Here is a 14215-nt window from a genome sequence, read left to right as displayed (position 1 = left end):
GGCTTACACCGTGTGCAGGTACCAGTTGTACTCGAGGTCGGAGATCGACACTTCAAACTCGGCCAGCTCGCTTTCCTTGCAGGCGACGAAGATATCGATGTAATCCGGGCTGATGTATTGATTGAGCACTTCGCTGTCATCCAGCGCGCGCAGGGCATCGCGCAGGTTGTTCGGCAGGCTCTGTTCCAGTTGTTCGTACGAGTTGCCTTCAATCGGCTCACCCGGCTCGACCTTGCTGGTCAGGCCGTGGTGAATACCGGCGAGAATGGCCGCGAGCATCAGGTAAGGGTTGGCGTCAGCGCCGGCCACACGGTGCTCGATGCGCACGTTCTCGCTGCTGTCGGTCGGCACGCGAACAGCGACGGTGCGGTTGTCCAGGCCCCAGCTCGGCGCGTTGGGCACATAGAACTGCGCGCCGAAGCGGCGGTACGAGTTGATGTTCGGGCAGAGGAAGGCCATCGACGCCGGCATGGTCTCCAGCACGCCACCGATGGCGTGGCGCAGCGCGTCGCTTTCCAGCGGGTCACTGCTGGCGAAGATGTTCTTGCCGGTTTTCTTGTCCAGCAGCGAGATGTGCACGTGCAGCCCGTTGCCCGCCTGGCCCGGGTAGGGCTTGGCCATGAAGGTGGTGTCCATCTCATGGTCGTAGGCCACGTTCTTGATCAGGCGCTTGAGCAGGATCGCGTAGTCGCAGGCCTTCAGCGGGTCGGCAACGTGGTGCAGGTTGACCTCGAACTGCGCCGGGGCGCTTTCCTTGACGATGGCATCGGCCGGCAGGCCTTGCTCCTTGGCCGCTTCGAGCATGTCTTGCAGGCAGTCGGCGTATTCGTCGAGGTCGTCGATCAGGTACACCTGGGTGGACTGCGGGCGCTTGCCCGAAATAGGCGAGCGCGGCGGTTGCGGGCGGCCGTTGAGGTTGTCCTGGTCGATCAGGTAGAACTCAAGCTCGAACGCGGCGCAGATATCCAGGCCCAGGTCGTCGAACTTGCTCACCACCTGGCGCAGCACTTCGCGCGGGTCGGCGAAGAAAGGCTGGCCTTCGATCTCGTGCATGGTCATCAGCAGCTGAGCGGTCGGGCGTTTCTGCCACGGCTCGTTGCACAGCGTGCCGGGGATCGGGTAGCAGATGCGGTCGGCATCGCCGATGTCCAGGCCCAGGCCGGTGCTTTCAACGGTCGAACCGTTGATGTCGAGGGCAAACAGTGACGCCGGCAGGTTGATGCCTTTTTCGTACACCTTGTGCAGGCTGGCCCGCTCGATGCGCTTGCCGCGTACCACGCCATTCATGTCGGAGATCAGCAGATCGACATACTGCGTATCCGGATGGGCCTGGAGGAAGTCTTTCATCTCGCTGGAAGAACTGGCGCACGGGGTGACCGACGTCATGGTGTACATCCTTTGATTTGCTGCGGCGATGTGGGGATACGGCTGGCGCCTCACGGGCGACGATGGTTGCAGCTGTTGTTTTTTTCACTTTCCCATCGTGGGGATTGGTTGCCCGACCGGGCGCATTGATTCCCAGGGGCGGTTCCACTATAAAATGGCCTCAACGCAACAGACATTGGCATTTCGGCAAGCAGAGCGTGCATCAATGCAATATCAGATTACCCACGCCGACCTCTCCCTGGTCCTGGCCCTGGAACGCGGCCGCTCGTTGGCCAAGGCTGCCGAACTGCTCAAGGTGGACGTCTCGACGGTGTTCCGCTCGATCCGTCGCCTCGAGTCGGCACTGGGCACCGCGCTGTTCGTCAAAAGCCGTAAAGGCTACCTGCCCACCGACACCGCCCAGGCCCTGGCCGAGCAGGCCGAGCGCGCCGAACAGGCCCTGGAGGCCGCGCGCATCGCCATGACCAGCGGCGAACAGGTGGTCAGCGGCACGGTGCGGCTGACGTGCACCGAGGCGGTAATGCACAGCCTGCTGCTGCCGGCATTGGCCGACTTCATGCCCAATTACCCCGCGTTGTCGCTGGAAATGGGCACCTCCAACACCTTCGCCAACCTCAGCCGGCGCGATGCCGACATCGCCCTGCGCCTGACCAATACGCCGCCCGAACACCTGGTAGGCCGCTGCCTGGGTTCGACCTCCTACGTGATCTGCGGCCAGCCGCAGTGGCGCGAACGGCTGACCGAGTCGGCCAGCAGCGTGCCGTGGATTGCCCCGGACGACTCGATGCAGGACCACCCGACCGTGGTCTGGCGCAACCAGCAATACCCTGGGTTGAGCCCGCGCTACCAGTGCAGCGGCATGTCGACCATTGCGCAACTGGTCAGCACCGGGCTGGGCGTGGCGGCGCTGCCCGACTACATGGTGCATGCCTTGCCTGGCGTCGATGCGCTGAGTGGCCCGCTGCCCGGTTGCGACACCCAACTGTGGCTGCTGACCCGGCCCGATTGCCGGGCGTTACGCTCGGTGCAGACATTGTTCGAGGAATTGACCCCGCGGTTGCGCGACGCGATGTTGTGAGATACAAGAGGAGGGTGTCTGTTGCGGCCCTTTCGCGGCTAAACCCGCCCCCACAGGGGCTGGCCTGATCCGCGCGTGGCAAAACAGCGCTTCCCTATTGGCTGGTGAATTTTTATACTATCGAGTCCGCCTGCCCATATTGGGCTGCACGCCCACCGCAATTGCTACTGAGGAAGACCATGGCCCGCGTAACTGTTGAAGACTGCCTGGAACACGTGGATAACCGCTTTGAGCTGGTCATGCTCTCGACCAAGCGCGCCCGTCAGCTGGCGACCGGCGGCAAAGAGCCACGCGTCGCGTGGGAAAACGACAAGCCGACCGTTGTTGCCCTGCGTGAAATCGCCGAAGGCATCGTCACCAACGAGTTCATCGCTGCTGAAGAGATCGTCACCGAGGATCCGGTCTTCGCCGCGTTCGAGGACGAGTCCAACGAGGCTGTCTGATTGATGCCAGGTCGACGTCGCGCGGCACAAGGCCCTCTTCCTCTGCAAGAGGTGAACCCATGCCGGGTATAGAAGCCTTAGCCGAACGGCTGTCGACCTACCTGGGCCCCGAACAGGTCAACCTGGTTCGGCGCGCCTATTTCTACGCCGAGCAGGCCCACGACGGGCAGCGCCGCCGCAGCGGCGAGCCCTACGTGACCCACCCGCTGGCCGTGGCCAGCATCCTCGCCGACATGCACATGGACCATCAGAGCCTGATGGCCGCCATGCTGCACGATGTGATCGAAGACACCGGCATCGCCAAGGAAGCCCTCTGCCAGCAATTTGGCGAGACGGTTGCCGAACTGGTCGATGGGGTTAGCAAGCTGACCCAGATGAACTTCGAGACCAAGGCCGAGGCGCAGGCCGAGAACTTCCAGAAAATGGCCATGGCCATGGCGCGCGATATCCGCGTGATCCTGGTCAAGCTGGCCGACCGCCTGCACAACATGCGCACGCTGGAAGTGCTGTCCGGTGAAAAACGCCGGCGCATTGCCAAGGAAACCCTCGAAATCTACGCCCCCATCGCCAACCGGCTGGGCATGCACACCGTGCGCGTCGAATTCGAAGACCTTGGCTTCAAGGCCATGCACCCAATGCGTTCGTCGCTGATTCACCGGGCGGTCAAGAGTGCCCGCGGCAACCGCAAAGAGATCGTCGCTAAAATCGAACAATCGCTGGCCAACTGCCTGGCTGCCGACGGCATCCAGGGCGAGGTCAGCGGCCGGCAGAAACACCTCTATGGCATCTACAAGAAGATGCGCGGCAAGCGCCGCGCCTTCAACGAGATCATGGACGTGTATGCCTTCCGCATCATCGTCGACAAGGTCGACACCTGCTACCGCGTGCTCGGCGCCGTGCACAACCTGTACAAGCCGCTGCCCGGTCGCTTCAAGGACTACATCGCGATCCCCAAGGCCAACGGCTACCAGTCGTTGCACACTACGCTGTTCGGCATGCACGGCGTGCCCATCGAAATCCAGATCCGCACCCGCGAGATGGAAGAGATGGCCAACAACGGCATCGCCGCCCACTGGCTGTACAAGTCCAACGACGACGAGCAGCCAAAAGGCAGCCACGCGCGGGCGCGCCAGTGGGTCAAGGGCATCCTCGAACTGCAGCAGCGCGCGGGCAACTCGCTGGAATTCATCGAGAGCGTGAAGATCGACCTGTTCCCGGACGAGGTCTATGTCTTTACGCCCAAGGGCCGGATCATGGAGCTGCCGAAAGGCTCCACGGCCGTCGACTTCGCCTATGCGGTGCACACCGACGTGGGCAACAGTTGCATCGCCTGCCGCATCAACCGCCGCCTGGCGCCCCTGTCTGAGCCCCTGCAAAGCGGTTCGACGGTAGAGATCGTCAGCGCGCCGGGCGCCCGGCCGAACCCGGCCTGGCTCAACTTCGTGGTCACCGGCAAGGCACGCACGCACATTCGCCACGCCCTCAAGCAACAGCGCCGCTCCGAGTCCATCAGCCTCGGCGAACGCCTGCTGAACAAGGTGCTGACCGGCTTCGACAGCAGCCTCGAAAAGATCCCGCAGGAGCGCATTCAGGCGATTCTCGCCGAGTACCGCCTGGAGCTTATCGAGGACCTGCTCGAAGACATCGGCCTGGGCAACCGCATGGCCTATGTGGTGGCGCGGCGCCTGCTGTCGGCCGAAGGCGAACAGCTGCCGACGCCGGAAGGCCCGCTGGCCATTCGCGGTACCGAAGGCCTGGTGCTCAGCTACGCCAAATGCTGCACGCCGATCCCCGGTGACCCGATCGTCGGCCACCTGTCGGCGGGCAAAGGCATGGTCGTGCACCTGGAGAACTGCCGCAACATCAGTGAAATTCGCCACAACCCAGAGAAGTGCGTGCAGCTCTCCTGGGCCAAGGACATCGCTGGCGAATTCAATGTCGAGCTGCGTGTCGAGCTGGAGCACCAGCGCGGCCTGATTGCGCTGCTGGCCAGCAGCGTGAATGCCGCCGACGGCAACATCGAGAAGATCAGCATGGACGAACGCGACGGCCGTATCAGCGTGGTCCAACTGGTGGTCAGCGTGCACGACCGCGTGCACCTGGCACGAGTGATCAAGAAGCTGCGTACCTTGACCGGTGTGGTCCGCATCACCCGCATGCGTACGTAGTCCGCCAACCGCAAGGAGTCATCATGAGCAAGTCCGTCATCAACAGCGACAAGGCCCCTGCCGCCATCGGTACCTACTCCCAGGCAATCAAGGCCGGCAACACCGTGTACATGTCGGGCCAGATCCCACTGGACCCCAAGACCATGGAACTGGTCGAAGGCTTCGAGGCCCAGACCGTGCAGGTCTTCGAGAACCTCAAGGCTGTGGCTGAAGCCGCGGGTGGCTCGTTCAAGGACATCGTCAAGCTGAACATCTTCCTCACCGACCTGAGCCACTTCGCCAAGGTCAACGAAGTGATGGGCCGTTACTTCGAGCAGCCTTACCCAGCCCGCGCCGCCATTGGCGTTGCCGCGCTGCCAAAAGGCTCCCAGGTCGAGATGGACGCGATCCTGGTCATCGAGTGATGCCCCTGGTGACGGGCGCCCTGCCCGTCACCTTCTCTCCCCAAGGTTACCCACCATGCGTCAAGCACTGCCCCTCGCGCTGGCAGCCCTGCTTCTGAGCGGTTGCGCCAGCCATAAACCCGAAGACTTCAACGGCACCTGGATCAACCAGGACGCCATCAAAGCCGCCGTCAAAAGTGGCAGCCTGCGTCAGGCACTGAATGAACACGGCCCTGTGTTCGAGTGGAAACTCGACGTGGCTCACCAACAGGCCAGCTTCAGCAATGGCTTCGAGGCGGCCGACGGCCAGTTGAGCGCCAACGAGAAGCAATGGCTGGCCAGCTTCCAGGACGGCCAGACCGAGCAGCTGGCGCTGGATGGCGACGAGCTGAAAACCACCGCGCAGTCCGGTACCGAACAAACCTTCGTGCGCGTCAAGCAACCCGGCAATGCACCGCTGGGTGGCAGCTTCGAGAAGGCGCTGTACCAGGCCTACCTGGGCGGTGAATGGAAAATCATCGACGGCCAGGGCAAAGGCACCGCCGTTCGCTTCAGCGACACCGGCAACGTCAGTGGCCTGCCTGGCCCGGACCGTTTTGCCCTGTGCCTGGCCGGCGATTGCGCGACCATGGGCGGTAGCAACGACAGCCTGTGGCTGGAGCGCAAACAGCGCGGCGCGCCGTTTATCATCAAGCGTGATGGCGACACGCTGGAGATTTTCCAGGCCGTTAACCGCGCGAAGCCGGATGAAATGCCGGTATTGGCGGCCGGTGCTCGACAATGGGTGCTGGAGAAGGACTGAGGCCTGCCAGGATCTCTACCCGTCACGCTGGCCCTTTCGCGGGTAAACCCGCTCCCACAGGTACCCCGCTGACAACAGAATCAGCGCTCACCCTGTGGGAGCGGGTTTACCCGCGAAGAGGCCGGTAGACTCACCCCTTACCCTGCAGAATCGCCGCATACCCTTCTTTGTAACTGGGGTACTCTGGCACCCAGCCCAACGCCCGCACACGGGCATTGCTGCAGCGCTTGCTGCCCGTACGGCGCACCCGCTGCTCATCCGACCACTCGGTAACGCCCAGGTACCCACGCAACCAGCCCACCACATCGGCCAGCGGCGCCGGGTCGTCATCGACACCTATATAGCAGTCATCCAGCGCCACGCCGTCGGCATCGGCCTGCAGCAGGTAAGCCAGCAAGCTTGCGGCGTCTTCGGCATGAATACGGTTGCCATACAGCGGCGGCTCTTCAGCCACACGGTAGCCCTGACGCACCTGGCTCAGTAGCCATTCACGGCCCGGCCCGTAGATGCCGGTCAAGCGCACCACGCTTGCCGGGATACCACTGGCCAGCGCCAAGCGCTCGGCGTCGAGCATGATCCGGCCAGAATACCCTTCCGGCTCGGTGGCAGCCGTCTCGTCGACCCACTCGCCGTCTTTTTGCGCAAACACGCTGCTGCTGGACACAAACAGCAAGCGACGCGGGTGCTGACCACGTTCGGCAAGCCAGGCCAGCACATGGCGCAACCCGTCGACATAGGCCGACTGATACCCCGCCTCGTCGTGCTGGCTGGCCGCCACGCAGTACACCAGGTAGTCCGGCGCTCGCTGTGGCCACGCTGGCGGGATGGTGGGTTCGGCCAAGTCGGCAGCCACCGGCACAACACCCGCTGGCAGGTGCTCGACCGCGCGGCGCAGGCCACTCACCTGCCAGCCGCGGGCCAGCAATTGCTGGGCCAGACGGCCGCCCACATCACCACAACCTACGACCATTGCTGAAAGGTCTGACATCTCAAAACTCCCTAGACCAGTTGATCAAACCCGCCACGCTACACGATGAGTGGCTAGACCTTAGGTGAAAAAAGCAACAAGATTACTTTTGTTAACAAGAATTACTTGCAATAATGGCGCCCCTATCTGTTCTCGGCCTATCTCGAGGCCTTGGAGAACGTTCACTCTTTTTCTTCATCAGGTCCGGCCAGCATGACACGTACTCAACCCTCCGCTTCGCCAACCCCGTCGCGCGCCTGGCGTGCCATTGCCGCGCTGATGTTCAGCCTGGTGCTGGCCCCAGTGGCCATGGCCGATGAGCCAACAGCCAACGCCAGCACCCCGGCTGCCGCTACTGCCCCAGCTAACACCGCTGCTGCCCCAGCTGCAGACGGCTCGGCACCTGTCGCCAACGCCCCGGCCGATGCGCCAGCCGCTGTAGACCCAAGCGTCGAAGCACTGGTCGAAGATACGTCCCTGGGCATGGCGCACGACCTGTCCCCATGGGGCATGTACAAAAACGCCGACATCGTGGTGAAGATCGTCATGATCGGCCTGGCCATCGCCTCGATCATCACGTGGACCATCTGGATTGCCAAGGGCTTCGAGCTGATGGGCGCCAAGCGTCGTCTGCGCGGCGAGATCGCCCAGCTGAAGAAATCCGCCAGCCTCAAGGAAGCCAGCGACGTCTCGAACAAGGAAGGCACCTTGGCTCACACCTTGGTCCACGATGCGCTCGAAGAGATGCGCCTGTCGACCAATGCACGTGAAAAAGAGGGCATCAAGGAGCGCGTCGCCTTCCGCCTCGAGCGCCTGGTAGCCGCCAGCGGCCGCAACATGAGCAGCGGCACCGGCGTGCTCGCCACCATTGGTTCGACCGCACCTTTCGTCGGCCTGTTCGGCACCGTGTGGGGCATCATGAACAGCTTCATCGGCATCGCCAAGACCCAAACCACCAACCTGGCAGTGGTTGCCCCAGGCATCGCCGAAGCCCTGCTGGCAACCGCCTTGGGCCTGGTTGCAGCAATCCCGGCAGTGGTCATCTACAACGTCTTCGCCCGCTCCATTGCCGGCTACAAGGCTCAGGTGTCTGACGCTTCTGCCCAGGTGCTGCTGCTGGTCAGCCGTGACCTGGACCACCAAGGCAGCGAGCGCGCCGCCCCGCACATGGTGAAAGTGGGGTAAGCCATGGGCCTGCATCTCAACGAAGGTGGCGACGACCTCGCCGAAAACCACGAAATCAACGTTACGCCGTTTATCGACGTGATGCTGGTACTGCTGATCATCTTCATGGTGGCGGCGCCCCTGGCCACGGTCGACATCAAAGTCGACCTGCCGGCCTCGACCGCCAAGCCAGCGCCGAGGCCCGAGAAACCGGTGTTCGTCAGCGTCAAGGCCGACCAGAAGCTGTATGTCGGCGACGATCAGGTATCTGCGCCCGACCAGCTTGGCCCGATGCTCGATGCCAAGACCAAGGGCGACAAGGAAACCACCATCTTCTTCCAGGCCGACAAGGGCGTGGATTACGGTGACCTGATGGAAGTGATGAACAACATGCGCGCGGCCGGCTATTTGAAAGTCGGTCTGGTAGGTCTCGAGACGGCAGCCAAGAAATGACGAAGACGCGGCACAACCTGGCGCGTTACAGCGGCAGCCTGGCACTTGTGCTGGGTGTCCATGCCGTCGCTGTGCTGCTCACGCTCAATTGGTCGGTGCCTCAGGCCATCGAGCTGCCGCCGGCAGCCATGATGGTCGAGCTGGCACCGTTGCCGGAGCCTGCGCCACCACCTCCTCCAAAAGCCGTCCCACAGCCGCCGGCACCGGTTGAAGAACTGCCGTTGCCCAAGCTGGTGGAAGCCCCTAAACCCAAAATCGCCATCGCCAAGCCGCCCAAGCCGAAGGCCAAGCCCCAGCCGCCCAAGCCCGAGAAAAAGCCTGAGCCGCCGAAGGAAGCGCCGCCGACCGAAAGCGTGGTAGACGCACCGCCAAGCAACACGCCGCCGCAGAAGTCCGCGGCACCGGCACCGAGCATTGCGTCCAACAGCAACGCCCTGCCTACCTGGCAGAGTGACCTGCTGCGCCACTTGGCCAAGTACAAGCGTTACCCGGAAGACGCGCGTCGTCGCGGCCTGCAGGGCATCAACCGCCTGCGCTTCGTGGTCGATGCCGAAGGCAAGGTGGTGTCGTACGCCATGGCCGGTGGTTCGGGCAGCGCGGCGCTGGACCGGGCGACCCTGGAAATGATCCGTCGTGCCGGCACGGTACCCAAGCCGCCACCCGAGTTGTTGAACAACGGCACGATCGAAGTCGTGGCGCCGTTCGTCTACTCGCTGGACCGCCGCTGAGACTTTTGTTTCTGTCACAAATCGGCAAGTCTGATAACGTGCGTCTATCGATTGCAGCCGCTATGCTGGGCTCGCAACTTCATGGACGCACGTTATGACCCTCACAGAATTACGCTACATCGTCACACTCGCCCAGGAACAACATTTCGGCCACGCGGCCGAACGTTGCCACGTGAGCCAACCGACCCTGTCGGTCGGTGTGAAGAAGCTCGAGGACGAGCTTGGCGTGCTGATCTTCGAGCGCAGCAAGAGCGCAGTGCGCCTGACCCCGGTCGGTGAAAGCATCGTCGCCCAGGCGCAGAAGGTACTGGAACAGGCCCAAGGCATCCGCGAGCTGGCCCAGGCCGGCAAGAACCAGCTGACTGCCCCGCTCAAGGTCGGTGCCATCTATACGGTTGGCCCTTATCTGTTCCCGCACCTGATCCCGCAGCTGCACCGTGTGGCGCCGCAGATGCCGCTGTACATCGAAGAGAACTTCACCCACGTACTGCGCGAAAAACTGCGCAACGGCGAACTCGACGCAGTGATCATCGCCCTGCCGTTCAACGAAGCCGACGTGCTGACCCTGCCGCTGTACGATGAGCCATTCTGCGCCTTGATGCCTGCCGACCACCCATGGACGGCCAAAAAGACCATCGACACCGCCATGCTCAACGACAAGAGCCTGCTGCTGCTCGGTGAAGGCCACTGCTTCCGCGACCAGGTCCTGGAAGCCTGCCCGACATTGAACAAAGGCGGCGAAGGCTCCCGGCACACCACGGTGGAATCCAGCTCCCTGGAAACCATTCGGCACATGGTTGCCTCGGGCCTTGGCGTCTCGATCCTGCCGCTGTCGGCAGTGCACAGCCACCACTACGCGCCAGGCATCATCGAAGTGCGCCCGCTGACTGCGCCAGCACCGTTCCGCACCGTGGCCATCGCCTGGCGTGCCAGCTTCCCGCGGCCCAAGGCCATCGAGATCCTCGCTGACTCGATCCGCCTCTGCTCGGTCGCCAAACCCCCTGTGGAACAGCCGGCCTGAGTCATGAGTGAGCTGTCGAAGGTCCCGGTCACGGTGCTCAAAGGGGTGGGCGATGCCATGGCGGAAAAACTCGCCAAGGTGGGCCTGGAGAACCTGCAGGACATACTCTTCCACCTGCCCTTGCGCTACCAGGACCGCACCCGTGTGGTGCCCATTGGCGAGCTGCGCCCGGGGCAGGATGCCGTGATCGAAGGTGTAGTAAGCGGTGCGGACGTCACCATGGGCAAGCGCCGCAGCCTCGTGGTGCGCCTGGGTGACGGCAGCGGCGTATTGAGCCTGCGCTTCTATCACTTCAGCAATGCGCAAAAAGAAGGCCTGAAACGCGGCACGCACCTGCGTTGCTATGGCGAAGCCCGCCCCGGCGCCTCTGGCCTGGAGATCTACCACCCGGAGTACCGGGCGCTCAACGGCGACGAGCCACCGCCCCCCGTGGAACAGACCCTGACGCCGATCTACCCGTCCACCGAAGGGCTCACCCAGCAACGCCTGCGCCTGCTCTGCCAGCAGAGCCTTGGCATGCTTGGCCCGCGCAGCCTGCCAGACTGGCTGCCCGATGAGCTGGCGCGGGACTACCAATTGGCGCCGCTGGACGATGCCATCCGCTACCTGCACAACCCGCCGGCCGATGCCGACCTCGACGAACTTGCCGAAGGCCAGCATTGGGCTCAACACCGCCTGGCCTTCGAAGAGCTGCTGACCCACCAGCTGTCGCAGCAACGCCTGCGCGAGAGCCTGCGCAGCCTGCGTGCCCCGGTACTGCCCAAGGCCAGCCGGTTGCCGGCGCAGTACCTGGCCAACCTGGGCTTCAAGCCGACCGGCGCCCAGCAACGGGTGGCCAACGAAATTGCCTACGACCTGGCCCAAGCCGAGCCGATGATGCGCCTGGTACAGGGCGATGTCGGGGCCGGTAAAACGGTGGTCGCCGCACTGGCGGCACTGCAAGCGCTGGAGGCTGGTTACCAGGTGGCGTTGATGGCCCCCACCGAGATCCTCGCCGAACAGCACTTCATTACCTTCAAGCGCTGGCTCGAACCGCTGGGCATCGAGGTGGCATGGCTGGCCGGCAAGCTCAAGGGCAAGGCTCGGGCCAGCTCGCTGGAGCAAATCGCCAACGGTGCACCGATGGTGGTGGGCACCCATGCGCTGTTCCAGGAAGAGGTCAAATTCAAGCACCTGGCCCTGGCGATCATCGATGAACAGCACCGGTTCGGTGTGCAGCAACGCCTGGCCCTGCGCAAAAAAGGCGTGGCCGGCGAGCTGTGCCCGCACCAGCTGATCATGACTGCGACGCCGATCCCTCGGACCTTGGCGATGAGCGCCTACGCCGACCTCGACACCTCGGTCCTCGACGAGCTGCCACCCGGGCGTACGCCGGTGAACACCGTGCTGGTGGCCGACAGCCGCCGCTTCGAGGTGGTCGAGCGGGTACGCGCCGCCTGTGCCGAGGGGCGTCAGGCCTATTGGGTGTGCACCCTGATCGAAGAATCCGAAGAGCTGACCTGCCAGGCGGCCGAGAGCACCTATGAAGAGCTTGGCAGCGCCTTGGGCGAGCTACGCGTCGGCCTTATCCACGGGCGCATGAAGCCTGCGGAAAAGGCCGAGATCATGGCCCAGTTCAAGGCCGGTGAGCTGCAACTGCTGGTGGCGACCACAGTCATCGAGGTGGGCGTGGACGTGCCCAATGCCAGCCTGATGATCATCGAGAACCCCGAACGCCTGGGCCTGGCCCAACTGCACCAGCTGCGTGGCCGGGTTGGCCGGGGCAGCGCGGTGAGCCACTGCGTGTTGCTGTATCACCCACCACTGTCGCAGATCGGCCGCGAACGCCTGGGGATCATGCGTGAAACCAACGATGGCTTCATCATCGCCGAAAAAGACCTGGAACTGCGCGGCCCCGGCGAGATGCTGGGAACACGCCAGACCGGCCTGCTACAGTTCAAGGTTGCTGACCTGATGCGTGATGCCGACCTGCTGCCGGCCGTACGTGATGCCGCCCAAGCGCTGATCGCGCGGTGGCCGGACCATGTCAGCCCGTTGCTTGACCGCTGGCTGCGGCACGGCCAGCAATACGGCCAAGTGTGACGCCAATCCCACAATGGATCCAGATTTGCGGCGGGACTGGTTATACTTCGCGTTTAAAAGAATTAGTGGATACGGACCATGACTGAAGTTGCCCTGGACACCGCAACCCCACACGCGCCCTCTGTTATCCGGCTGCTGCTCGATAAGGTTGGCGTCACCTACCGCGAAGTGGTCGAGCATGCGCAATTGCCTGCCGCCTCGCGGGTGCAGGCGGTGCTCCTCGACGACGAAGTCGGCGCCCTGATGGTGTTGTTCCCGCAGAGCCAGCTGCTTGACCTCAATCGCCTGACCGAGCTGACCGGCCGCAAGCTGACCGCCGTATCGGTCCCCCGGCTCAAGCAGATGCTCGACAAGCACCACCTCAAGCGCCTGCCGGGCATTCCGGCGTTGACCAGCTCGCCGTGCCAGTACGAAAAAAGCCTGCTCGACTGCGAGACGGTGCTGATTCAGTCCGGCGAAACTGGCCTGTTGCTGGAAATCGACCGCGCGGACTTCAAGCGCATGCTCGCCAAGGCCAGCGCCAGCAGCTTTGGCCAGGAGGTGAAGGCCATCAGCCCGAACCTCGACCGGCCTGATGACGACTCCCACGAAATCACCCAAGCGGTCCAGGCCTTTACCGCGCGACGTATCCAGAAGCGCCTGGAAGAAACCATCGAAATCCCGCCGTTGGCCGACACGGCGCAGAAGATCATCAAGCTGCGGGTAGACCCCAACGCCAGCATCGATGACATCACCGGCGTGGTCGAGACCGACCCTGCGCTGGCTGCGCAGGTGGTCAGCTGGGCCGCATCGCCCTACTACGCCTCACCAGGCAAGATCCGTTCAGTGGAAGACGCCATCGTGCGCGTGCTGGGCTTCGACCTGGTCATCAACCTGGCCTTGGGGCTGGCCCTGGGCAAGACCCTGAGCCTGCCCAAGGACCACCCGCAGCAGGCCACTCCGTATTGGCAGCAGTCGATCTACACCGCAGCCATCATCGAAGGCCTGACCCGCGCCATGCCCCGGGCAGAGCGCCCGGAAGCCGGCCTGACGTACCTGGCCGGGCTGCTGCACAACTTTGGCTATCTGCTGCTGGCGCACGTGTTCCCGCCGCACTTCTCGCTGATCTGCCGGCACCTGGAGGTCAACCCGCACCTGTGCCACACCTATGTGGAACAGCACCTGCTGGGCATCAACCGCGAACAGATCGGCGCGTGGTTGATGAAGCTGTGGGACATGCCAGAAGAGCTCTCGACGGCGCTGCGCTTCCAGCACGACCCGTCTTATGACGGCGACTATGCGGCGTTCCCCAACCTGGTGTGCCTGGCGACGCGCCTGCTGCGTTCGCGCGGTATTGGCTCGGGGCCTCAGGAAGAGGTACCCGATGAACTGCTGGAGCGGTTGGGGGTGACTCGGGAGAAGGCCGAGGATGTGGTGAACAAGGTGCTGGAGGCCGAAACCCTGCTGCGGGAACTGGCATCGCAGTTTCACGCCCCGCACTAATAGCGTGGGGCGTAATGCGCACCCGTTGTAGGAGCAGCCTTGCGCTGCGAAGAGGCCG

13 protein-coding genes are annotated in these 14215 nt (G+C 63.5%); 11 read left to right on the top strand and 2 right to left on the bottom strand.

The window, feature by feature from the left end; all coding sequences use genetic code 11:
* Positions 1-3 precede the first annotated feature (3 nt).
* A complete protein-coding gene (locus GIB19_RS07135; protein ID WP_371097094.1) occupies positions 4-1347 on the bottom strand; it encodes a glutamine synthetase family protein in 1344 nt (447 codons plus the stop codon).
* 244 nt (positions 1348-1591) lie between these two features.
* Between GIB19_RS07135 and GIB19_RS07130 the strand changes: the two genes are divergently transcribed.
* The 5 genes from GIB19_RS07130 to GIB19_RS07110 all read left to right on the top strand — a co-directional run bounded on the left by GIB19_RS07130 (position 1592) and on the right by GIB19_RS07110 (position 6260).
* On the top strand, positions 1592-2464 hold the full coding sequence (locus GIB19_RS07130; protein WP_027592151.1) for a LysR family transcriptional regulator: 873 nt from the start codon (positions 1592-1594) through the stop codon (positions 2462-2464).
* Positions 2465-2643: 179 nt separating this feature from the next.
* Complete coding sequence (gene rpoZ / locus GIB19_RS07125) at positions 2644-2907, top strand: DNA-directed RNA polymerase subunit omega (RefSeq protein ID WP_012312123.1); 264 nt, start codon at positions 2644-2646, stop codon at positions 2905-2907.
* 59 nt (positions 2908-2966) lie between these two features.
* Entirely contained in the window at positions 2967-5075 is a 2109-nt protein-coding gene (spoT, locus tag GIB19_RS07120; RefSeq protein ID WP_027592150.1) for a bifunctional GTP diphosphokinase/guanosine-3',5'-bis pyrophosphate 3'-pyrophosphohydrolase, read from the top strand.
* 23 nt (positions 5076-5098) lie between these two features.
* Entirely contained in the window at positions 5099-5479 is a 381-nt protein-coding gene (locus GIB19_RS07115; RefSeq protein WP_027592149.1) for a RidA family protein, read from the top strand.
* A 55-nt stretch (positions 5480-5534) separates the two neighbouring features.
* Entirely contained in the window at positions 5535-6260 is a 726-nt protein-coding gene (locus GIB19_RS07110) for a hypothetical protein (protein ID WP_099430803.1), read from the top strand.
* Between the two features lie 130 nt (positions 6261-6390).
* Here the strand turns inward: GIB19_RS07110 and GIB19_RS07105 are convergent, their stop codons facing one another.
* Complete coding sequence (locus tag GIB19_RS07105; RefSeq protein WP_099430804.1) at positions 6391-7248, bottom strand: SDR family oxidoreductase; 858 nt, start codon at positions 7246-7248, stop codon at positions 6391-6393.
* 192 nt (positions 7249-7440) lie between these two features.
* Between GIB19_RS07105 and exbB the strand changes: the two genes are divergently transcribed.
* From exbB to GIB19_RS07075, 6 genes are all read left to right on the top strand, one after another.
* A complete protein-coding gene (gene exbB, locus GIB19_RS07100; RefSeq protein WP_099430805.1) occupies positions 7441-8412 on the top strand; it encodes a tonB-system energizer ExbB in 972 nt (323 codons plus the stop codon).
* Positions 8413-8415: 3 nt separating this feature from the next.
* Entirely contained in the window at positions 8416-8844 is a 429-nt protein-coding gene (exbD, locus tag GIB19_RS07095) for a TonB system transport protein ExbD (RefSeq protein WP_027592145.1), read from the top strand.
* Positions 8841-9572: an energy transducer TonB gene (locus GIB19_RS07090; protein ID WP_027592144.1), complete on the top strand. Its 732-nt coding sequence runs from the start codon at positions 8841-8843 to the stop codon at positions 9570-9572. Before exbD ends, GIB19_RS07090 begins: the two co-directional genes overlap by 4 nt.
* Positions 9573-9666: 94 nt before the next feature.
* Positions 9667-10593 carry a hydrogen peroxide-inducible genes activator gene (locus tag GIB19_RS07085; RefSeq protein WP_027592143.1) on the top strand — a complete coding sequence of 309 codons (927 nt, stop codon included), beginning with the start codon at positions 9667-9669 and terminating at the stop codon, positions 10591-10593.
* A 3-nt stretch (positions 10594-10596) separates the two neighbouring features.
* Positions 10597-12675 (top strand): ATP-dependent DNA helicase RecG, encoded by a 2079-nt coding sequence (recG, locus tag GIB19_RS07080; RefSeq protein ID WP_027592142.1) that lies wholly within the window; start codon positions 10597-10599, stop codon positions 12673-12675.
* 78 nt (positions 12676-12753) lie between these two features.
* On the top strand, positions 12754-14157 hold the full coding sequence (locus tag GIB19_RS07075; protein ID WP_274884827.1) for an aminoacyl-tRNA deacylase and HDOD domain-containing protein: 1404 nt from the start codon (positions 12754-12756) through the stop codon (positions 14155-14157).
* Positions 14158-14215: the final 58 nt, after the last annotated feature.

The sequence above is a fragment of the Pseudomonas sp. ITEM 17296 genome, assembly GCF_028895205.1.
GTDB classification, from domain to species: domain Bacteria; phylum Pseudomonadota; class Gammaproteobacteria; order Pseudomonadales; family Pseudomonadaceae; genus Aquipseudomonas; species Aquipseudomonas kermanshahensis.
Note: the sequence above shows the minus strand (reverse complement) of the source record. Positions and strands in the feature narration are given on the sequence as shown.